General features: G+C 45.6%; 17 protein-coding genes. All 17 read left to right on the top strand.

The features are described from left to right. Positions 1–96 precede the first annotated feature (96 nt). The 17 genes from MKZ12_RS25665 to MKZ12_RS25585 all read left to right on the top strand — a co-directional run bounded on the left by MKZ12_RS25665 (position 97) and on the right by MKZ12_RS25585 (position 23719). On the top strand, positions 97–3006 hold the full coding sequence (locus MKZ12_RS25665) for a sugar-binding domain-containing protein (protein ID WP_339257453.1): 2910 nt from the start codon (positions 97–99) through the stop codon (positions 3004–3006). Positions 3007–3283: 277 nt separating this feature from the next. Beyond that, positions 3284–4267, top strand: coding sequence for a sugar ABC transporter permease (locus MKZ12_RS25660; protein WP_339257451.1), 984 nt, complete (start codon positions 3284–3286; stop codon positions 4265–4267). 15 nt (positions 4268–4282) lie between these two features. Beyond that, complete coding sequence (locus MKZ12_RS25655) at positions 4283–5185, top strand: carbohydrate ABC transporter permease (protein WP_278298248.1); 903 nt, start codon at positions 4283–4285, stop codon at positions 5183–5185. Between the two features lie 187 nt (positions 5186–5372). Next, on the top strand, positions 5373–7061 hold the full coding sequence (locus MKZ12_RS25650) for an ABC transporter substrate-binding protein (RefSeq protein ID WP_339237809.1): 1689 nt from the start codon (positions 5373–5375) through the stop codon (positions 7059–7061). A 374-nt stretch (positions 7062–7435) separates the two neighbouring features. Next, on the top strand, positions 7436–9139 hold the full coding sequence (locus tag MKZ12_RS25645; RefSeq protein WP_339237807.1) for an ABC transporter substrate-binding protein: 1704 nt from the start codon (positions 7436–7438) through the stop codon (positions 9137–9139). Positions 9140–9473: 334 nt separating this feature from the next. Beyond that, the gene (locus MKZ12_RS25640; RefSeq protein ID WP_339261521.1) at positions 9474–11159 is read left to right on the top strand and encodes an ABC transporter substrate-binding protein; all 1686 of its coding nucleotides are present in this window, start codon (positions 9474–9476) and stop codon (positions 11157–11159) included. 191 nt (positions 11160–11350) lie between these two features. After that, the gene (locus MKZ12_RS25635) at positions 11351–13735 is read left to right on the top strand and encodes a glycoside hydrolase family 95 protein (protein ID WP_339257449.1); all 2385 of its coding nucleotides are present in this window, start codon (positions 11351–11353) and stop codon (positions 13733–13735) included. A gap of 16 nt (positions 13736–13751) precedes the next feature. Next, positions 13752–15098 (top strand): GH1 family beta-glucosidase, encoded by a 1347-nt coding sequence (locus MKZ12_RS25630; RefSeq protein ID WP_339257447.1) that lies wholly within the window; start codon positions 13752–13754, stop codon positions 15096–15098. A 373-nt stretch (positions 15099–15471) separates the two neighbouring features. After that, positions 15472–15735 carry a hypothetical protein gene (locus MKZ12_RS25625; RefSeq protein WP_091038518.1) on the top strand — a complete coding sequence of 88 codons (264 nt, stop codon included), beginning with the start codon at positions 15472–15474 and terminating at the stop codon, positions 15733–15735. A 318-nt stretch (positions 15736–16053) separates the two neighbouring features. Beyond that, complete coding sequence (gene cyoA / locus MKZ12_RS25620; protein WP_339237801.1) at positions 16054–17028, top strand: ubiquinol oxidase subunit II; 975 nt, start codon at positions 16054–16056, stop codon at positions 17026–17028. 21 nt (positions 17029–17049) lie between these two features. Continuing rightward, positions 17050–19020 (top strand): cbb3-type cytochrome c oxidase subunit I, encoded by a 1971-nt coding sequence (locus MKZ12_RS25615; RefSeq protein ID WP_124118137.1) that lies wholly within the window; start codon positions 17050–17052, stop codon positions 19018–19020. Continuing rightward, complete coding sequence (gene cyoC / locus MKZ12_RS25610; protein WP_253440979.1) at positions 19021–19641, top strand: cytochrome o ubiquinol oxidase subunit III; 621 nt, start codon at positions 19021–19023, stop codon at positions 19639–19641. Beyond that, positions 19642–19971, top strand: a complete 330-nt coding sequence (gene cyoD / locus MKZ12_RS25605) for a cytochrome o ubiquinol oxidase subunit IV (RefSeq protein ID WP_091019256.1) — start codon at positions 19642–19644, stop codon at positions 19969–19971. A 214-nt stretch (positions 19972–20185) separates the two neighbouring features. Then, positions 20186–21025: a 5-dehydro-4-deoxy-D-glucuronate isomerase gene (gene kduI, locus MKZ12_RS25600; protein WP_339257445.1), complete on the top strand. Its 840-nt coding sequence runs from the start codon at positions 20186–20188 to the stop codon at positions 21023–21025. A 221-nt stretch (positions 21026–21246) separates the two neighbouring features. Continuing rightward, the gene (locus MKZ12_RS25595) at positions 21247–22005 is read left to right on the top strand and encodes a DeoR/GlpR family DNA-binding transcription regulator (RefSeq protein ID WP_339257443.1); all 759 of its coding nucleotides are present in this window, start codon (positions 21247–21249) and stop codon (positions 22003–22005) included. A 78-nt stretch (positions 22006–22083) separates the two neighbouring features. Continuing rightward, positions 22084–22836 carry a 2-dehydro-3-deoxy-D-gluconate 5-dehydrogenase KduD gene (gene kduD, locus MKZ12_RS25590; protein ID WP_339257442.1) on the top strand — a complete coding sequence of 251 codons (753 nt, stop codon included), beginning with the start codon at positions 22084–22086 and terminating at the stop codon, positions 22834–22836. A gap of 37 nt (positions 22837–22873) precedes the next feature. Beyond that, on the top strand, positions 22874–23719 hold the full coding sequence (locus tag MKZ12_RS25585; RefSeq protein WP_339257440.1) for a sugar phosphate isomerase/epimerase: 846 nt from the start codon (positions 22874–22876) through the stop codon (positions 23717–23719). The last annotated feature ends 147 nt before the right edge of the window (positions 23720–23866 follow it).

The following is a 23866-nucleotide window of genomic DNA, read 5'->3' as shown; positions in this document are numbered from 1 at the left end:
TTGTCCATGCACTTCCCATGATAAGCAATGGTCACGGAGGGCACTACATCATAGACTGAGTTTACAAGAACTCAGGTGAAGGGATGGTTATACGATATGAATTTGTCTGATATAGCTAAGGCACGTCATACATTGAACTTCAATGGAACATGGCAGTTTCGATTGGATCTGGAGCCCGATGAGCATATTGCACAAAAGATACTACCGCCTTCACAGTGTGAAAATACATCATGGGAGACCATTCAGATTCCCGGTTCATGGGAAGAGCAAGGATACGGAGAAGAGCCTGAATATGAAAGGCTCGATACCTGGACCAAAATACGTGAGTATGAAGGCTCGGCCTGGTATGCTCAGGATGTACATGTTCCATCAGATGACCCTGGCTGCCAGTATGTATTTCGACTGGAAGGGGTTCGCTGGACAACGGATCTCTGGATGAATGGGCATTATGCCGGGCAGCAAGATAGTCTGGTGAATCAACAAAAGTGGAATGTCACCTCTCTGGTGAAGCAGGGAGAAGTGAATCGGGTGGAGATGCGCGTGGATAATACGATGAAACTTCCGCTGGCCGGAAGCCATATACATTCATTGCATACAGCTACAGCCTGGGGTGGAATCACCGGTGGGGTTTATCTGGACTGTCTGCCTCCATGTCGACTAGAGACGTTACGCATTCAACCCGATGCTGAACATGGAACCATTCTGGTGGGCTGCACTGTAAGCGCTCCCGCCAATAGATCGGATAGAGCGGTTCAATTACATGTGGATATCCAGCATCCAGATGGCACGTGGCTTGATCGATATAGTTCTCATGTGAAGCTGGAAGCTCGACCGCCAACTGATTCAAGCTCAGTAGGTTCAACTGAGTGCCACGCTGTAATTGATCATTGGCGATTGGAACTTGGGACGGAGAAGTCTGTCGCCAGATGGTCGGATGAATCTCCCAAAATGTATAAAGCCGTGGTCCGTCTGTTTGATGGTGAACGGGAACTGGATCAGGTAGAGCAAACATTTGGTGTACGTTCTCTGGTTGCAGATGGTAAGCAGCTCAAATTGAATGGAACGCCTGTCTATTTACGCGGCTATGTGGATTGCTGCATCTTTCCACTCACAGGTTATCCCGTCTGGGACAAGGCACATTACATTCGCCAGTTTCGAGTCGCCAGATCGTATGGCTTCAATCATGTTCGGCTGCATGGGTGGAGCGCGCCGGAGCCTTTCTGGGATGCGGCTGATGAAGAGGGCATGCTGGTGCAGGCAGAGCTGCCCCATTGGTCTCGATTCTTTGAAAAGTCAGATCAGTCAGCGCCGGCTGAAGTGTTGACCTATCTGACACAGGAACTGGACGGGTTGCTCCTGTCATTGCACAGACATCCCTCATTTGTCATGTTTTCCATGGGGAATGAACTTATCGGTGCGAATGGCCATCCGGAACTTAATGCATGGGTCTCCAGGGCAAAAGAGATGGACCCAACCCGTTTATATACGGACAATACAGGTTTTGGACAGCTTCCAGCGCAAGGGCGGGAAGGGGATTATTATATTCAGTCGTTGAACTGGCATCCCCCGCTGGAGTCTGCGTATTCTGCTGTACCGGATACAACACTGGACTATCATGCCGTTACCAGACTTGCAGAGCATCCCGTAATTGGACATGAACATGCACAGTACACCATGTATGTGAGGCCTCAGGAAAGAGCCAAATATACGGGCGTTCTGCGTCCCTCCTGGTTGCTACCCATTGAGGAATCGCTTACTCGCAAAGGAATGATGGCAGATCTGGAGCATTTTCAACAAGCCAGCGGTACACATCTGGTACGTTCCTTAAAAGAAGCCATGGAGCGGATCAGACGAACACCGGATGCTGCGGGCGTGCAATTGCTGGATATCCGTGATTTTCCGGGTCAGGGACATGCTACGACGGGTATTCTGGATGTATTCTGGGACGACAAAGGCATTACAACACCTGAAGAATTCATGCAGTTCAACTCCGATGTGGTCGTGTTGCTAAGCTGCAAGGAGCGTACATTTTACGCTGGAGAATCCATTGATGTGGATGTTCGCATATCTCACTATGGTAAAGTTCCACTTGAAAATGTTACCATACATTGGAAGTTGATTAGCGATGAAGTGGTACATACCGAAGGGGAATGGAGAACCGGAGATATTCAATGTGGGTCCGTCATTTCAATGGGAAGCATTGTTGCTACTGCGCCTCGTGAGGGGGCGGCAGCGTTTCGGATTGAAGCAGAGCTGCGGTCGGGTGATTCGGACATTCATGCAACCAATGTATGGCGTGGCTGGTCGTTTCCTTTGTATCAGTCCCATCCGGGTTCGAATCGGATCTGGAATACAGTTGTAGAGTTGCAGCCATTCCTAGGTGAAGCGCATAATGATCGCGTAGATCACATCGATGGATTCCGGTTGTTGAAACATGGAAAGATCGACTTGATTATCGCTCAGTCCTTAACACCCAATGTTGTTGATTATGTAGTCAACGGTGGAACTGTTTGGCTACAGCCAATCGCAGAAGGACTATATGATTCAGTGGAGACCAAATATCTGCCTGTATTCTGGAATTACCTTATGTTCGCTACACAGCCTGGTGCAACGATGGGCATGTATTTGAAAGATCAGGTACCACTGCTGGGCTCTTTCCCTCATGATGGAGCTTCCGACTGGCATTGGTATCATCTTGTAAATGGTACACCAGCGATATGTTTGGATACTTTGCCAGGAGTGGAGCCGCTGATCGAGGTGGTGGACCACTTCCATCGGGCCAAACGACTTGCTTATGCATTTGAGGCAACTATAGGGAAGGGCAAGATTCTGGTGTCCTCACTTCCTTTTACTAACCTGTCGTTAATGAAGCGTCCGGAAGCCTCCTATTTATTTCAGGAAATACTTGCGTATCTGCATGGAGATCACTTTCAACCGGAAAGCTCCATATCGGTTGCACAATTGCTCGGGATCGCCAAACTGCAGACCATTCAATTTACATTGTAGACACGGGGACCTTCAAGGGTCCCTTTTGTGTGCCTTTATGTTGAAGTAAACGATTACTATAAAACGTTTTCGAATATTACATATAAAACTTAATTTTACCTTTATATTGCTTTTAATGCATTTGAAAGTAGAATTTATCACTGATTTTAACGAAATAATGTCTGATTATATATGCCTATATCTAATTTTTATATGATTTTCTCTAAAATCCAGATGGTATTTTGAAAACGCTCTATCGAGTATGATTATTCTATAAAACAGAGGAGGGGGAACGGAGATGGAAACGCTAACAAAAAAATCCGCTTCCGCGAACAGAAGCAGTGACCCCAAACCGCCTTTAAAGAATCGGCGGAACGGAATTTGGGACAGAATGAAACAGCAGAAATATCTCTATCTCATGTCATTGCCATTCGTAGCTTGGGTTTTCGTATTTAACTATCTGCCACTATGGGGATGGACGATGGCTTTCCAAAATTATAAACCTGCCAGATCGTTTGGTGATCAAGAGTGGGTTGGTTTTAAACACTTTGTAGAGCTGTTCAGTGATGAACGTTTCTATCTGGTACTTCGGAATACGCTTGCAATGAGCTTGATGGGACTAGTTGTCGGTTTTATCGTACCGATCTTCTTCGCTATTCTCCTGAATGAAATGAGAGGTATGTTCTTCAAACGTGCCGTGCAGACAGTATCCTATCTGCCTCACTTTGTATCCTGGGTCGTTGTAGCCGGGATCATTACCAAGATGCTCTCCACCGATGGAGGGATTATCAATGACATTTTGGTAGGCCTGAACATTATTGACCAGCCGATCCAATTCATGGCCAAGGGGAACTTGTTCTGGTACATTGTAACCGCTTCAGATATGTGGAAAGAAACCGGTTGGAATGCCATCATCTATCTTGCGGCAATTACCGGTATTGACCAAGAGTTATATGAAGCTTCCCGTGTAGATGGAGCGAACCGCTGGAGACAAATGTGGCACATCACGCTGCCTGGCATTCGGACCACGATTTCCGTACTTTTCATCATGTCGATTGGACATCTTATCAGTATCGGTTTCGAGAAGCAGTTCTTGCTCGGCAACAGTCTGGTCACAGACTACTCGGAAGTCCTTGATCTATACGCGCTCAATTATGGTTTGAATATGGGACGATTCTCATATGGTACAGCCATAGGTATATTCAACTCCGTTGTCAGTATCATCCTTCTGTTTACTGCGAACGGCTTGTTCAAAAAATTCACCAAAGAAAGCATCATGTAGGGAGGGGACGACATTATGGCGAACAAAGCATTCAATGCTACTCGGGGCGATAAACTGTTCGATATATTCAACATCCTCGCGATGACCATGGTGCTGATCGTAACACTATATCCATTCCTTAACGTACTAGCCATCTCACTCAATAACTCGACAGATACAGTACGTGGCGGGATTTACTTGTGGCCTCGCGAATTCACATTACAGAACTACAAAACGATCTTCCAATATGATGGATTGTTACAAGGTTTGCAGATCTCCATCCTGCGTACACTTGTAGGTACTGTGCTCGGATTGATCAGTTCCTCCATGATCGCTTTTACACTGAGCAGACCTGACTTTGGACTTCGTAAATTTGTTTCTACAACACTTGCACTCACGATGTATTTCTCCGGTGGTCTGATTCCGGTATACATCCTGATGCGTGACCTGAACCTGATCGGTACATTCTGGGTATATGTATTGCCAGGCATGATCAGTGCATTTAACGTCTTCATTATCCGTTCATTCATTGATGGTCTGCCGTATGCATTGCAGGAATCCGCGAAGCTGGACGGTGCGAATGACTTTACGATCTATTACAGAATCATCCTGCCACTGTGTAAACCGGTACTTGCAACCATCGCATTGTTCCTGGCTGTAGGTCAATGGAATGCATGGTTCGATACGTACCTGTATAATGGTTCGAAGGCACATCTGACCACGCTCCAATATGAGCTGATGAAAGTACTGCAAAGTACGCAGCAAGGCTCAGGTGCTGGACGGAATGCCAATGACATGGCACAACAGATGACACAGATTTCACCTGAATCAATCAAAATGGCGATTACGATCGTTGTAACGGTTCCAATCCTGATTGTATATCCGTTCCTACAGAAGTACTTTGTTGGCGGTATGACATTGGGCGCAGTAAAAGCATAAGCAAGCTTGTATAGGCTGCCACATAGAGTGGCCGTACATCTCCAAATGAAGCATCAGGATACCCGAAGCGCAGCCATTTGGTCTGCGCTTCACCGTATAGGGCTGCGGTGTGGTATTCATGAAGCTATAGACAGGGACAAAAAAGTCCCGGACAAAACAGACATATGAAACAGGGAGGATTACCATTATGGCAAGTTCCAAAATGAAGATTGCACTGGCACCAGTGCTTGCAATGTCTTTACTCGCAGGTTGTGGTGGAGGAAGCGGCGGTGATACGTCGTTCAAGGATACCAGCGCAGAGACAACTCCACTTACTTTCGATTTCTTCAGTGTTGATCCCAGTCCGAACTGGAATGGCATGAAGGATGAAGTGGGTAAAGTCCTTACAGAAAAAACAGGGGTAACGCTTAACGGTGAATTTGCCGTTAGTGGTGGTCAGGATAAGATCTCCTTAATGGCGGCGAGCGGAGACTATCCGGATATCGTGTCACCCAAAGGAGAACTTAGCAAACTGGTGGATGCCGGAGCAATGCTTGATCTGACAGATCTGATCGACCAATATGCTCCCAATCTCAAGAAGCTGTATGGTAATTACATGGACCGGTTGAAATACAGTAATGAGGATCAGGCTATTTATGTGCTGCCGACGTATTATGCGGTAGACCAGAAATACTTTGATGCAGGTGGTGGATTTGGAATTCAGCACCGTGTATTGAAAGAACTCGGATATCCGGAAGTGCGTACACTTCAGGATTACGAGAATGTTTTGAAGGCGTACAAAGAGAAACACCCTACGATTGATGGTCAGCCAACCATCCCGTTAACACTGGATGCGGATGATTGGAGAATCATGATTACCGTAACGAACCCGGCTTTCCAGGCAACGGGTGCACCGGATGATGGTGAATATTACATCGATCCAGAAACGTACGAAGCAATGCTGCATTACAAACGTCCAGAGGAAAAAGAGTACTTCCGCTGGTTGAACCATATGTATAACACTGGATTGCTGGATCAGGACAGCTTCATCCAGAAAACAGACCAATACAAATCCAAAATTGCAAGTGGGCGTGTTCTTGGTGTTATTGACCAGGATTGGGGATATTCCGATGCAGAGAATGCTTTGAAATCGGCGGGCAAGTCTGAAGCGACGTATTCACACTTCCCAGTTACCCTCTCCGAGGATATCAAGGATCAAACCTTCCAAGACCCTGGTTTTGTATCCGGTTGGGGTGTAGGGATTACAACGACCAATCCGGATCCGGTTCGTACGATCAAATTCTTCGATTATCTGGCTTCTGAAGAAGGGCAAGTATTGATGAACTGGGGAATTGAAGGTAAACAGTATGAAGTGAAGGACGGCAAACGTGTCATTCCTGCCGACATTCAGGACCAAAAAACGAATAATGCAGCTGTGTTCCAGAAAGAGACGGGTATAGGACTGTACACCAATATCTCTGGGCACTATGGAGATGGTGTGAAGGATTCAACGGACAATTACTACACTACGAATTTCCCTGAACAGATCGTGGCGGCATATTCCGATGCTGAAAAAGAAACACTTAAAGCTTACGGAGCTACAACTTGGAAAGATATGTTCCCTAGTGAAGACGAGTTCCCAATCAAACCATGGGGAGCAGCATACAATCTGCCAACACCAGGGGACTCCAACTACAACGTCATCTTTAAGAAAACCCAGGATATCATCCGGAAACGTATTCCGGAAGCCATTTTGAGTACTCCTGAGCAGTTCGATGCCATCTATGATGGCATGATTACAGAAGTGAACCAAGCAGGAGCAGAGGACATGGAAAAACAATATACAGAACTCGTTCAAAACCGTGTTCAGTTGTGGAGCGGTGAAGAGGCTAAATAAACAATAAGCAAGACAGATTTAAAAAGAGAAAGAACCCGTATTATACGGGTTCTTTTTTTATCTAAAACGTTTTCTAAAAAACGTTTTCAATTTTATAAATTCACTATTGACAAGGACTTTAAGAGGCATTATTATTCAATTATGAAAGCACTTACATTTGCTTGTACATCATGTGATATGTAGCCTGATTGCAGGGTGAAAATTCCCTAAGGGGAAGGAAGTAAGGTAGTGTAGGGCAGTTTTTCATTTTTCAGAAAACGCTTCTAATGTTATAAGAACAAGAAAATTACATTCGTTTCATCTGGTCACGGTATGTGCAGGTCAGCCTGTTATACAAATATACAGCTTCATTATATCCATAAGGGGGATTACACATGAAGGGCAAAACACCAAAAACATTCGCAATGCTTCTGTTAGCCAGTGCTCTTGCAATTACAGCAGGATGCAGCAGCAATGGAGGAGGAAGTAACGCTTCAGAAAAGCCGGTTGATTCCGGAGACACAACCAGTCCAGTAACCTTTACATTCTTTGGTGCAGATGCAAGTCCGAACTGGAACAACATGAAGGATGCTGTCGGTCAAGAGATTACCAAGGCAACGGGAGTTACAATTGAGGCTGAGTATGATGTGAATAATGGTGGAGATCAAAAGATTCCTTTGATGGCTGCGAGTGGTGATTACCCTGATATTATCTATCCTAAAGGCAACTTGTCGAAGCTTGTGGATGCAGGCGCGATGCTGGACCTGACCGATCTGATTGAGGAGCATGCTCCCAATTTGAAAAAAATCTATGGTGATCAGATGAACCGTCTGAAATATAGCTTGGAAGATCAAGCGATCTATACGATTCCGACCAATATGGGTGTAGATAACGTTGCATTTGACGCTACGGGCGGATTCGAGATTCAACAAAGAGTATTAAAAGAGCTTGGCTACCCTGAAGTGAAAACGCTTGAGGATTATGAAAACGTACTGAGAACGTATTATGAAAAACATCCAACGATTGATGGTCAACCGACTATTCCGTTGACATTAAACGCAGATGACTGGAAGATCATGATCACGGTAACGAACCCTGCATTCCAAGCTACGGGTGGACCGGATGATGGTGAGTATTATATCAATCCTGAGACCTATGAAGCCGTTCTCCACTACAAACGTCCTGAGGAAAAGGAATATTTCCGTTGGTTGAACAAAATGTACAATGAAGGTCTGCTGGACAAAGACACATTTGTTCAAAAAGATGACCAATATAAATCCAAAATTGCCAGTGGACGCGTACTTGGTCTGATCGACCAGGAATGGAACTATGGTGAGGCGGAAAATGCTTTGAAATCGTCCAACGGTGGCGATAAAACATATGCTCACTTCTCCGTGTCCCTGAACAAGGACATTGTGGACCATACATTCCAGCCGACAGGTTTTGATGGTTACGGCATTGGAATTACAACTTCGGCCAAAGATCCAGTGCGCATTATCAAATTCATGGATTGGCTTGCATCTGATGAAGGTCAAGTCCTGAGAAACTGGGGCGTTGAAGGGAAGCACTACCAAGTAGAGAATGGCAAACGCGTTATCCCGGCGGAAGTACAAGATCGCAAAACCAATGATAACTCTGCCTTCACGAAAGAGTCTGGCGTGGGTATGTACAATATATTCAGTGCGAGATACGGAGATGGCGTGAAAGATGCTACGGATAACTATTACACAACCAACTTCCCTGAGCAGATTCAGGCTGGATACACTGCAGCAGAGAAAGAGACATTGAAAGCTTATGGTATTACAACTTGGAAAGATTTCTACCCTTCCGAAGATGATCTGAAATTGAAAGATTGGGGCGCAGCATATAACATGCCTGTACCTTCTGACACGGATTACAACGTAACGTTCCAAAAAACACAGGATATCGTACGCAAACGTATTCCAGAGGCGATTCTTGCCAAACCTGAAAACTTCGACAGCGTATACGATGGTCTCTTGGCTGAACTTGATAAAGCAGGTGCAGTGGAGATGGAAAAACAATATACGGTATGGATTAAAAATCGGGTATCCCTCTGGACTGGTAAAGACGTGAAATAAGGTTGAAAACCAAGCATTAAAGTGAAGGATTTTCATAGCGAAAAAAGCCCTTGAGAAAGGGCTTTTTTTATTGTTGACGTAAGCGGATGGATAGCCTATAATCTATCATGTAAGCACTTTCAGTAAGCGTTTTATAGTATGTTTCGAAAACGTTTTATGTCTGTTATAAGAACAATGTTGTAAAATAGTTGCTGCTGACAATTATCTTTGAAAATCAGGCTTTTACAGCATAAGTCGTAAGCGCATTCAAAAAAGTGGTATCCTCAGGCATAAAGCCTGTTATACAGATAAAACCTTCATAAATAATAGGGGGAACTAGACAATGAGAGGCAAGATGAAAGGTAATACACCCAAGACGTTTGCAATGTTGATGCTCGCAAGTGCAATGCTGGTCACAGCTGGATGCGGGAATTCGGGAACAAAAGAAACTACGGAGTCCAGTGGAACTGAACCAATTACAGTGACGTTCTTCGGTGCAGATCCAAGCCCGACCTGGAACAAGATGCAAGATGCAGTCGGTAAAGAGATTACTAAACAAACAGGCGTTACGATTGAAGCTGAGTATGATGTGAACAACGGTGGCGATCAGAAGATTGCACTTATGGCGGCCAGCGGTGATTACCCTGACCTCATCTTCCCTAAAGGTAACTTGTCTAAGCTTGTGGATGCAGGTGCAATGCTGGATTTGACCGATCTGATTGAAGAGCATGCTCCGAACCTGAAAAAAATCTATGGCGACCAGATGAACCGTCTGAAATATAACACGGAAGATCAGTCGATATATACGATCCCAACAAACATGGGTGTAGATAATGTTGTATTTGATGCAGGTGGCGGATTCGAAATTCAACAAAGAGTATTGAAAGAGCTTGGATACCCTGAAGTGAAGACACTTGAGGATTATGAGAATGTACTAAAAGCCTATTATGAAAAACATCCAACCATTGATGGTCAACCAACCATTCCGTTGACATTGAATGCAGATGACTGGAAGATCATGATCACGGTAACGAACCCGGCCTTCCAGGCAACAGGTGCCCCTGATGATGGTGAATACTACATTAACCCTGAAACGTATGAAGCGATGCTTCACTACAAGCGTCCAGAAGAGAAAGAGTACTTCCGTTGGTTGAACAAAATGTATAATGAAGGACTGTTGGACAAGGATACATTTGTTCAAAAGGATGATCAATATAAGTCCAAAATTGCCAGTGGCCGTGTACTCGGTCTGATCGATCAAGAGTGGAACTATCAAGAAGCTGAAAATGCACTCAAATCAGCAGGCAAGGACGATGCCACATATGCTCACTTCTCCGTGTCTTTGAACAAGGATATTGTAGATCATACGTTCCAACCAACCGGATTTGACGGTTATGGCATCGGGATCACAACTTCGGCCAAAGATCCGGTACGTATCATCAAATTCTTGGATTGGCTTGCTTCTGATGAAGGACAAGTTCTGAGAAACTGGGGTATTGAAGGCCAACACTATAACGTCGAAAATGGCAAACGTGTGATTCCTGACGAGATTCAGGATCGCAAAACCAATGACAATTCGAATTTCAGCAAAGAAACAGGTATCGGGATGTATAGTGCCTTTAGTGCAAGATACGGCGATGGTGTGAAAGATTCTACGGATAACTATTATACAACGAACTTCCCTGAGCAGATTCAAGCGGGTTATACTGCAGCCGAGAAGGAAACGTTGAAAGCCTACGGTATTACAACATGGAAAGATTTCTATCCTTCCGAAGATGATCTGAAGCTCAAGGAATGGGGAGCAGCATACAACATGTCTGTACCTTCAGGAACAGATTATGAAGTAACGTTCCGAAAAACACAGGATATCGTTCGTAAACGTATTCCAGAGGCTGTTCTGACTTCACCAGCAAACTTTGACGCAACCTATGATGCTTTCCTGGCTGAATTGGACAAAGCAGGTGCAGTGGAGATGGAGAAACAATATACCGTTTGGGTGAAAGACCGTGTCTCCCTTTGGACAGGAAAAGATATAAAATAACATGCATTGTCCTCAACCCATGCTGAAACAAAAAAAGGCCCCTTTAAAGGGGCTTTTTTTTATGTGGAGGAGGTGTGATGATTTACATTGACGCAAATTTGGAAATCACATATAATCTCCTTAATGTAAGCACTTACCGAAAACGTTTTATGACATAAATACTTTGATAGCTAATTGAGGAAAAGGAGTTAATGATGTCCCTACACAATAACCTAACTAAAATCAACCGTTTATGGTATCGACAACCGGCAAAACGCTGGGAAGAAGCACTACCCATCGGAAATGGCCGTCTTGGAGGCATGGTGTATGGCGGCGCAGCGGATGAACGAATTCAGCTCAATGAAGATACATTATGGTCAGGATTTCCGCGGGATACGATTCAATACAGCAGTCAGCGGTATTTGAAGCAGACGCGTGAGTTAATCATGTCTGGACAGTATGGTGAAGCTGAAGATTTGTTGAACCGAGAGATGCTCGGCCGTGACGTGGAGGCTTACCAGCCAATGGGGCATTTTCTGTTACACCATGAGGGTCTGGACGATCTTTCGTATGAAGCATTTGAGCGTGAACTTGATCTGGAGTCAGGTATTGCTACCACGATGTATTCACGGGAAGGAATTCGTTATATACGTGAAGTGTATTCCAGTGCTTCGGATAATCTGATGGTTTGCACATGGACTGCGGATCGAAAGGCTGCTTTGAATGCCAGCGTTACGCTAGACAGTCCCCACCCTTATCGCGTTGAGACTTCAGGAGATGCACTCACGATGTTTAGCCGTTGCCCGAGTCACGTGGAATCCAATTATTTCAGAGATCACCCGGAATCCGTCCTGTATGAAGAAGATCGGGGAACCGCATATGCAGTACGTGTAGCAGTTACGGCAACAGGGGAGCACGCAAAGGTCTCCAACCTGGAAGGCAAGTTGCACATTCAGGGTGCTGATCAGGTTGTTTTCTATCTGGCAGCGGCTACGTCCTTTGAAAGTTACGATGTGTTGCCTGTGAAGGATAACCGGTTGCTCGAAAAGGAATGCGTGGATATGATCTCCAAAGCGATCACACATGGTGCGGAAGTGCTTCGGGAAAGACATGTACAAGATCATCGCGCATTGTTTAACAGAGTCTCTATTGATTTAGGTGCATCGGTTAACGCAGAATTGCCTACGGATGAGCGGCTACAGGCCTATCAGGCAGGGGAACAAGACCCCGGGTTAGAAGCACTTTATTTCCAATATGGAAGATATCTGTTAATGGCTAGTTCGCGGCCGGGCAGCCAGCCTGCCAATCTGCAGGGAATCTGGAACCATCAGGTAGAACCGCCGTGGCATAGTGACTATACCATCAACATCAACACGGAGATGAATTACTGGCCGGCAGAAGTCTGCAATCTGAGTGAATGTCATGAGCCGCTGTTTGATATGTTGACCGATCTCAGTGATACAGGACGCAGAACGGCGCGTATTCTGTATGGAGCCCGTGGATGGGCTGCTCATCATAATGTAGATATCTGGAGAACCTCTACGCCGACAGGTGGAGATGCAAGCTGGGCTTTTTGGCCGATGGGCGGTGTGTGGCTTACCTCGCATCTATGGGAGCACTATCAATTTACCGGTAATCAACGTTTTCTTGAGGAACGTGCCTACCCCATCATGAAGGAAGCGGCGTTGTTCTGTCTCGACTGGCTGGTGGAAGGACCTGAGGGATATCTGGTTACAATTCCATCCACTTCACCAGAGAACAAGTTTCTGACAGAAGCTGGAGAGGCACGCAGTATATCCATGGCTTCAACGATGGATATGACTTTGATTCGTGAATTGTTTAGCCGTTGTATTGAAGCCTCGAAGCAGCTAAATATAGATGAATCGTTGGCAAGCGAGTGGAGTGAGGCGCTGGACAAACTCCATCCATTCCGTATTGGAAGTGAAGGACAATTGCTGGAGTGGTTTAAGGATTTTGCCGAATCCGAGCCGGGGCATCGTCACGTCTCTCACCTGTATGGACTGTATCCCGGGGAGCAAATCAATCGAGTGCACTCTCCAGAACTGGTGGAAGCAGCACGAATATCGCTGGAACGTCGTATCTCACAAGGTGGTGGGCATACAGGATGGAGCTGTGCATGGTTGATCAATCTGTATGCACGACTGCTGGATAGCAGCCATGCACATCAGTTTGTGCGCACATTGCTCGCCCGATCCACACATCCGAATCTGTTCGATGACCATCCACCATTCCAGATCGATGGTAACTTTGGAGGTACGGCTGGAATCGCCGAGATGTTATTACAGAGCCACTTGAACGAGTTACATTTGCTACCGGCACTGCCTGAACTCTGGACTCAAGGTCGTGTTGAAGGGCTTCGTGCTAGAGGTGGTTATACGGTAGCAATTACGTGGACGGACAACAAGCTTGCGTCAGCGGTTATCAAAGCTGATCGAAGTGATTCACTAACCCTTCGTAGTACTTATCCGCTACGTGTGGAAGGAAATGAACAAGCGAAGGCAGAGCTTACGCCCCAAGGCGATTATGTAACTATTTTAACAATGACCGCAGGACAAACGATCCGCGTGTCATCATGAGACGGAGGAGCTAACCATGACCATTTTTCAATTTCCACAAGATTTTCGATGGGGGACAGCAACAGCTTCCTATCAAATAGAAGGAGCGGCACAGGAAGGTGGACGCGGGGTATCCATCTGGGATACATTTGCTCGCACACCTGGCAAAGTATTTAACGGAGACAATGGGGATGTCGCATGTGACAGTTACCACCGGTATGAGGAAGACATCGAACTGATGAAGAAACTCGGGATTAATACGTACCGGTTCTCCATTGCATGGCCGCGCATTATTCCTGACGGAGATGGAGAGATCAATCGGGAAGGACTGGACTTCTACCATCGCTTCGTGGATGCATTGATAGAGGCGGGTATTGAACCGTTCCTCACCCTGTATCACTGGGACCTTCCACAAACGCTGGAGGATGACGGTGGCTGGGGCAACCGCAGAACTGTAGACGCTTTTGTGAAATATGCCGAGGTGATTTTCAAGGAATTCTCGGGCAAGATCAACTTTTGGCTAACGTTTAATGAACCCTGGTGTATCGCATTCCTGTCGAACCTTCTTGGGATTCATGCGCCAGGAAACAAAGACCTGCAAACATCAATTAATGTAGCACATGGATTGCTGGTTGCTCATGGAAAAGCCGTTCAATCGTTCCGTCGCCTGGGAACAACCGGTCAGATTGGTATCGCTCCGAACGTGTGCTGGGCTGAGCCGTACAGCAAATCTCCTGAAGACCAGGCAGCGTGTGATCGATCCATTGCGCTTAATACCGATTGGTTCCTAGACCCGATCTACAAAGGCACGTATCCGCAATTTATGGTGGACTGGTTCGCAGAAGCAGGAGCTACGGTGCCAATCCAGGAAGGCGATATGGAGATTATCTCGCAACCAATCGATCTGCTCGGCATTAACTATTACACGATGGGAATTAATCGCTTCAATCCGGAAGCGGGTGTTCTTCAATCGGAAGAAGTTGATATGGGCTTGACCAAGACAGATATCGGCTGGCCGGTGGAATCACGCGGTTTGTATGAATTCATGCATTACTTGCAAAAGTACGGCAATGTGGATGTATATATCACGGAGAATGGTGCTTGTATTAATGATGATTTGGAGAATGGCAAAATTAACGATGATCGCCGGATTTCATATTATGAGCAGCATTTGGCCCAAATCCACCGCATCATTAATGACGGTATTAACCTGAAAGGGTACATGGCATGGTCATTAATGGACAATTTCGAATGGGCAGAAGGCTACCGGATGCGCTTCGGTCTCGTTCATGTCGATTATCGTTCACTTGTAAGAACACCGAAGGAGAGTTATTACTGGTATCAGAATGTCATTAAGAATAATTGGTTGGAGACAAGGAACTAAGGGGGTCCCCAATAAATGCAAAAGTATTTTTAAGGGGAAATCAGGTTTGCATTATACATGGATACCTTATTAATGAAGAAAAAGACGGTAACATTGGAGTATTCCAATGCACCGTCTTTTTTGTATTTTTACAGTTATCAAAGAGTAGTTCATAAAGGTTTCATAAGGTCAAGTAGAGTTCCTGTTATGAAAAGACGATTTTTGGGTTATAAGAAGTATGAGTAAATTGAATAATGTTTTGTCAACAGTTGAAAATAAAATAAAGTGTCCAAATTGCGAATAAAATTTGAACATTTGTTGACTAAAATTCATACTGATGTGGTATATTGGTATAAGGAAAGCACTTACAAAAAGGGAAAAGGAAGTGTTTACTATGGCATCGAAGACAGCAATGGTCAGCCAATTGGAGCGCAAAGACAAAAATATGCGGCGCGCCGTCTTGACGATGACAGTTCTGGCATGGGTCGCACTCATTACGGGAGTGGTCATGTGTCTGATCAATTTGAATGATTTTAATGATCGTAATCTTGGCTTGATGGTCGGTATTGGATTCCTTGTAGGTAGTGTGTTTATTTACGTAATTGCCAAAGCAATTGGCCTTGTTCATACACGCCGGGAAGACGAAGGCGCCGATTGATTATAATCCTGCGTTAATTCGTTCATAATAAGACTGGATAAGTACCCGGAATCCAGTCAATAAAGCCCTTTGCGGATTCGTTGACACTGATCAACGGGACTGCAAAGGGTTTTATTTTGTGACTTGATGTGTAAAGATTACAATGTACAAATATCAACCATGCAAGCGATTTGTGAGAAAAAATTCACACATTTAAGGTGTAAAATCGACAAATTTGTTAACAAGAACAAAAAAGTTGTTCATTTCTGATATCTTTAGTAGGAAGAGAGTAGTATACTGATTTTTCAGTATGAGCGAATTTAAGGAGAGGGGATCAAAATGAACAAGAAACCTAGGTCGCTAATCCGGATTATCATTCCGGTTGTCCTGACGTTGGTTACAATTGCATTGATTGTCTGGCCAATGCTGGCAGGCGGACAATACGTTGTTCTGGATCCGAAGGGGCCAATTGGCGCTTCGCAGAGAGATTTGATTGTCATCTCGACAATTTTGTGTGCTGTCATCATTGTGCCAGTACTCATTTTGTCTGCCGTAATCGTATGGCGTTACCGCGACAAGCCGGATAACAAAGCTGCTTATGAGCCTAACTGGTCTCATAGTACGAAGGCGGAGGCAATCTGGTGGACGGTTCCAATTATTATTATTGGACTGCTTGCCATTGTTACTATTCGTTACACGTATGATCTGGAGCCTTCGAAGCCGTTGGCTCACGAGAAAGCACCAATTACCATCCAAGTGTCTTCACTGGATTGGAAATGGTTGTTTATGTATCCTGAGCAAGGGATTGCAACGGTCAACACGCTGAATATTCCGGCAGACCGGCCCGTGAAATTTGAACTCACTGCGGATTCACCGATGAACTCATTCTGGATTCCGCAACTTGGAGGACAGATTTATACGATGTCGGGTATGGCGATGACCTTGTATCTGCAAGCAGATCATGAAGGCAAGTACTGGGGTTCAGGCGCTAACTTCACAGGTGAGCATTTTGGAGAAATGCGTTTTGATGTGAATGCTACATCGGACGAAGATTTTGACAAGTGGGTCGCTGAAGTGAAACAGAATTCTCAGGAATTGACTACAGAGGGTTACGCTGCACTGGCTGAACCAGGAACAAGCAATGTAGCTTATTATTCTGCCTTCCCAGAAGGATTGTTCCAAAATATTGTGACCAAGTATGTTGTCGATGGTCAAAGTGCTCACAGTAAGCATGGAAGTTCAAGTGAAGCTTCTGGAGCCATTCAAAGTCAAACAGATGTGTCCAATCAAGATGAGGACAAGAGTGCTAACTAAAGATTCGAAAGGAGGCCCCCAATGTTAGAGAGACTTAAAGAGTTCGCATCGGAGTTTTTCGTAACTGGCGACCCGCTGATCTATGGAGCAGACGTGGCCATCGGTATTACGATGATAACTATCGTAACGGTGCTGACTTATTTCAAAAAATGGGGCTGGCTCTGGCGTAACTGGTTAACTACCGTCGATCATAAAAAGATCGGTATTATGTATATCATTGCTTCCATTATCATGTTGTTCCGTGGTGGTGTGGATGCATTGATGATGCGTCTGCAGCTGGCTATGCCTAACATGGATTTCTTACATCCTGAACATTATAATCAGGTCTTTACAACTCACGGCACGATCATGATCCTGTTCATGGCGATGCCATTCATGTTTGGTTTATTTAACGTTATCGTGCCATTACAGATCGGAGCAAGGGACGTTGCCTTCCCGTTTCTGAATGCATTAAGCTTCTGGTTATTCTTCCTGGGAGCAATGCTGTTTAACCTGTCCTTCGTTATCGGTGGTTCACCGGATGCAGGATGGCTGAGTTATCCACCTCTATCGGAGCTGTCACACAGTCCGGGGGTCGGACAGAACTTCTATATATGGGGTATACAGATATCGGGTATCGGTTCCCTGGCTACCGGTATCAACTTCCTGGTTACCATCATTAAAATGCGTGCGCCAGGTATGAGATGGATGAAAATGCCGATGTTCACATGGTCGGTATTCTCCACATGTATCATTATCTTGTTTGCTTTCCCGATCTTGACTGTGACACTTGCATTGCTATTCCTCGACAGGTTTGCCGGGGCGCATTTCTTCACACTTGATCTGGGCGGTAACCCAATGATGTATATCAACTTGATCTGGATGTGGGGTCACCCTGAGGTATACATTGTCGTCTTGCCGGCATTCGGTGTGTTCTCCGAGATTGTAAGTACCTTCTCGCGGAAAAAACTGTTTGGTTACAAGTCAATGGTATTTGCAATGTTAATCATCAGCTTCCTGTCCTTCTTCACATGGGCGCATCACTTCTTCACGATGGGTTCAGGAGCGGACGTGAATGCATTCTTCGCCGTAACTACGATGTTGATTGCTATTCCAACAGGGGTTAAGATATTTAACTGGCTGTTTACCATGTATCGAGGAAGGATTCGCATGGCGACTCCGATGATGTGGACACTTGCCTTTATCCCGTGCTTTATTGTCGGGGGTATGACAGGCGTTCTGTTATCCGTTGCTCCTGCTGACTTCCAGTTCCATAACAGTTACTTCCTGATTGCCCACTTCCACCAAGTATTGATCGGTGGCGTTGTCTTCGGATACTTCGCTGGTCTGTATTACTGGTGGCCTAAAATGTTCGGTTTCCAACTCGAAGAGAAACTGGGCAAATGGGCATTCTGGACTTGGAATATTGGTTTCTATGTCTGCTTCATGCCGCAGTACGCTGTCGGTCTGATGGGTATGACACGTCGTCTGAGCACATACGGCTGGGATACTGGCTGGTGGGAATTGAACTTCGTATCCACAATCGGGGCATTCCTGATGGGTGTCGGATTCTTGTTCCAAGTTGCACAAATTGCAGACGGTATTCGCAAATACAAAACACTTAAAGCTTCCGGCGATCCATGGGATGGTCGTACGCTCGAGTGGTCGATTCCTTCACCAGCTCCAGAGTACAACTTCGCTGTTACACCGCGCGGAGATGATATTGATGAGTGGTGGGAAGAGAAAGAACGTCGTGCGAAAGGCATTCATCCGCCTGAGCCTGTATATGAACCAATTCATATGCCGAAGAATTCTTCGATTCCGTTCATTATGTCTGTCTTCTGGTTTGTAGCCGGCTTTGGCTTCGTATTCGGATGGCTGTGGATGGCGATTCTCGGACTTGCTGGCGTAGGCATCTGTATGATCGCCCGTTCATTCTCTTACGATACGGATTATTACATTCCGGTCGACGAAATTAAGCGTACCGAAGCGTCGTTAAGGGGGTCGGTATAGATGGCTCAAGCAGCCGCTAAGCACGGTGAGAATCATGCGCATGGTCATGACCATGGCCACCATGATCCACAGGAAATGAAAATTCTCGGTTTCTGGTTCTTCCTGATTTCCGACGTTATCTTGTTCTCCGTATTGTTCGCAACCTTCATTGTGTTGCGTGACAATTCGGCGGGCGGACCGATTTTGTCCGAACTGATCAAAATGCCTGGCGTTATCGCCGAGACATTTATCTTGCTCACGAGTTCATTTACGAGCGGACTTGCCGTTCTGGCAATGAACCAGGGTAAAGTGAAACAATTGATTAACTGGCTGATTGTTACAGCTGTTCTGGGTGCAAGCTTTATCGCCCTAGAGGTTTATGAGTTTATTGAGATGGTTCACGAAGGATTCAGTTACACGACGAGTGCAGCTTCGGGTGCATTCTTCACCCTCGTGGGTACTCACGGACTTCACGTATCGCTTGGTCTGATCTGGATGATCGGACTCATGTTCCAACTGAAAAAACGTGGGATTACCGACGTTACTCGTGGTAAGATCAACGTTATCAGCTTGTACTGGCACTTCTTGGACGTCGTATGGATCTTCCTCCTGTCGATCGTCTATCTCATGGGGGTGATGTAGATGGCAGAGCACAACTCACATGATTCCCACGGCCATGAACAACATGGCTCACTGAAGTCTTATGTCATCGGCTTCATTCTGTCCGTCGTACTGACAATCATTCCACTTGTGGTGGTTCTGAACGACATGATGGGCAAAACAGGAACACTTATTGTGATTCTGGGTACAGCAGCACTTCAGTTTGTGGTTCAACTCTTCTTCTTCATGCATATTCGTGAAACAGAAAAACCACGCTGGAATGTAATGGCACTTATATTCGGATTGCTGATTATGATGACCATCGTAATTGGTTCGATCTGGATCATGCTTAACAACGCTGTTGCACATTAATATGTGAATCAAAGAAGATCTCCCGGTCTGTGATACAGACTGGGGAGATCTTTTTTTGTTCTTATTAAGAAATAAACATCGTTAATTATTAATGAAATAAATCATTTTAAAAATAAAGGTACACAAAAGATACATAATGAACTAAAATGAACTTATATGAACATGTTCAAACTCAATTCCAACTAATTTAAATGACGAAAGGAATGGATTAATAATGGAAAATCGTTATGCTGCACATCCCAATGAAGTGAAAACGTATGATACATCTCGCCTGCGTGAGGAATTTTTGATGGAGCAACTGTTTGCAACCGATGAATTGATAACGGTGTATTCTCATGTGGATCGTTATATTGTGGGAACGGCTGTACCTGAGAGCAAAGACATTACCCTTGAAGTGAACCTGAAGGATATCGGAACGAACTTTTTCCTGGAGCGTCGTGAAATCGGTATCATTAATGTAGGTGGTCATGGAACAGTAACAGCGGATGGCCAAGGTTATGAGATTGGAGCAAAGGAATGTCTCTATATCGGTAGAGGTGTGAAAGAAGTTGTGTTCACGAGCAGTGATAAGGCTCAACCTGCACAATTCTATTTTGTATCCACACCGGCTCACCATACCTATCCAACAGTAAAAGCAACACAAGAGCAGGCTCAGCCGAATCATCTGGGCAGCATCGAAACTTCCAATGAGCGTACGATCTATCGTTACATTCACCAAGGAGAAGGTGGAATTCAGAGTTGTCAGCTGGTAATGGGTATTACCGAACTCGACAAGGGTAACATGTGGAATACCATGCCTGCACATACCCATAACCGCCGTTCCGAAGTATACTTGTACTGGAATCTGCCTGAGGATGGCGTTGTATTCCACATGATGGGTGAGCCAAACGAGACGCGGCATCTGGTTGTACGCGACCGTCAGGCGATCATCTCCCCAAGCTGGTCCATTCACAGTGGTGTGGGTACGAGCAATTACACCTTCTGTTGGGCGATGGCTGGTGAGAACCAGACGTTCGAAGATATGGACGGCGTAGCGATGAAAGACCTGAAATAATAAATTACAGATGTCTGAGTTAAATTGACAGGGTAGACACTATAACGGAGGGGACAGAAAGGACCAGAAGAAGCGAAGCGTGCGCCTTTATCACCAGATTTCTCCCTTTAAATAAGGGATCAAAGGAAATATGGGGATAAGAGTGATCGGAAGGTTTTCTGTACCCGAAGTGTAAGTGTGAAACTGCCATTTGACTCAGGTGGTATAGGAAGTTGATTAGGATGAATCCATTGAAAAGACATGAAAAAATTATGGAGGCTCTGCTGGAGCGCCAGGAAGTAACCGTCAGTGATCTGAGTGAGCTGTTGCAGGTGACTGGGAAAACAGTGCGAGAGGATCTCGACAAGTTGGAGAGTATGGGTCTACTCGTACGTGTTCATGGTGGTGCTATGCTGGCTCAGAATGACCAGTATGGCATCTTGAACAGCCGGGGAGTTACCGAGAAGCATCAATCGGAGAAAACGGAGATTGCTGAAAGGGCCCTGGCTTACATTCGACCTGGCGATATCGTTGCTCTCGATGGTGGAAGCACCACGCTGGAGATGGCTAAACGTCTCGACAATCAGCCGCTGACGGTGGTGACCAACGACTTGTTCATTATTGCTGAGCTTACCAAGAAGGAGCAAGTGCGACTGGTTGTGCCTGGCGGGGCTCGTGTACGGAATATGTTGGTGGGGGATGACACGGTTGCATTTATCTCCGGTCTTAATATTCATAAAGCCTTTATATCCACGACAGCACTTCATCCGGAATTTGGATTATCCATATACACGGGAGATCTGGTTCCCTTGAAAAAAGCAATGATATCTGCCTCCCAGCAGGTATATGGTGTTGTGGATCATTATAAATTCGGACAATTTGCACTGCGAACTTTTGCCCAGTGTTCGGAACTGGACTATATTATCAGTGATCATCGTTTGGATGAAGAGACAGTTGCCTTATACGAGCAGAGCGGTGTCACAGTGGATTATCAAAGTTAACCTCATTCATGATTCATGGGATTAAAGAACGGACAGATCGATGAAATGCATATTACAATCATGCGGAGGGAATCATTCATGAACCCATTTGATTTAAGCGGACAAGTTGCAATGGTAACAGGTACCTCGGGAGGACTTGGACAAGGGATGGCCATTGGTTTGGCGGAAGCAGGCGCTGATGTGGTGCTGGTCTCTTATTCCAAACCTGCCGAAACGGCAAGTGCCATTGAAGCACTCGGACGCAAAGCTTATGTGATTGAAGCGGATTTAAGTCGTGAAGATGAGTTGGCGGCTGTGTTCGAACAGGCGCTTGCGTTCCAAGGCAGAATTGATATTCTCGTCAACAATGCGGGAATCATTCGCCGCACACCTGCGGCTGATCATACAGGGAAGGACTGGCATGATGTCATTGGTCTGAACCTGAACACGGTATTTTTCCTGAGCCAATTGGCTGGCAGACATATGATCGAACGCGGAAGCGGCAAAATCATTAATATTGCATCCATGTTGTCCTATCAAGGTGGGATTAACGTGCCAGGGTACACAGCCAGCAAACATGGTGTTGCCGGTTTAACCAAAGCACTCGCCAACGAATGGGCAGGGAAAGGTATCCAGATTAACGGTATCGCACCTGGTTATATGGAAACCGATAATACTACTCAGATCCGTGCGGACGAGAATCGTTACCGGGATATTACAGCCCGTATTCCTGCGGGGCGTTGGGGAACACCGGAAGATCTGAAAGGCCCGGTTGTCTTTCTGGCATCTGCCGCTTCGGATTATCTGAATGGTCATGTGCTGAATGTCGATGGTGGCTGGATGGCACGTTAATCGCTTGATCATCGGATTAGCATAAGGAGGCAGTGAGATGAAACTTGGTATTCTGGCACATACATTTGGTAAACAGCCTACAGCACAGCTCGCGCAGACAATTGCAGATAACGGATTCAACTCTGTACAGCTGGCACTTGCCAAAGCATTATCCGATGTGGACTCATCGAATGGCAAGCTGAGCCCCGGTCTGGCGAATGAGATTGGAGATCAATTTGCACAGCGCGGAGTGAAGATTGCGGTACTGGGCTGTTATATTAATCCGATTGACCCTGATCCGGTAAGCCGCCGTGCGGATATTGATCGATTCAAGGAACATCTGCGTTATGCCCGGGATTTCGGTTGCAGCATGGTCGCAACGGAGACCGGAAGCTTGGACACCTATCAGGATACGCATCCGGATGGATATGAAGAGAAGGCGTGGAGTGTGCTGAAAGAAACGGTTGAGGAGTTGGCCGAGGAAGCGGAGAAATGGGGCGTGCATGCAGCGATTGAGCCTGTGTCCACACATACCCTTCATACTCATGAACATATGACACGTTTGTTTGAAGAGATTCCTTCATCCAATCTGGGAATGCTGTTCGACCCGTGTAATCTGATCAAACAACCACATGCAGCAGATCAAGGAGCTTTCTTGCGCGAGGTGATGGAATCGCTATATCAGCGCATGATTGTGATCCATGCCAAGGATGTCGCCTTCGATGCACAGGGAGAGAAGTTTAATCCGGTACCTGGGGCAGGCATACTGGATTACCTGTTATTTTTTGAATTGCTAAAAACGTATAAGCCGCATATCGATATTTCACTTGAAGGTGTAACTGCGGAGCAAGCTGTGCCTGCGGCCAAACATTTGCGTGAAGTATGGGATGCAGTTCGAGCCTAAAAGACAGCCGGTTTGAAAAGTGATGCAGCGCATCTTCATCAGCAGCCGAAAAACCTTTGCGAGGGCAAAGGTTTTTTTGGTATAGAAATGATAATGTGTATATTTAATATTTCTCATCGGAAAAATCGGAAATAAGTCTTTTCAAAT

Source organism: Paenibacillus sp. FSL R5-0713, from assembly GCF_037973325.1.
GTDB lineage: Bacteria > Bacillota > Bacilli > Paenibacillales > Paenibacillaceae > Paenibacillus.
Note: the sequence above shows the minus strand (reverse complement) of the source record. Positions and strands in the feature narration are given on the sequence as shown.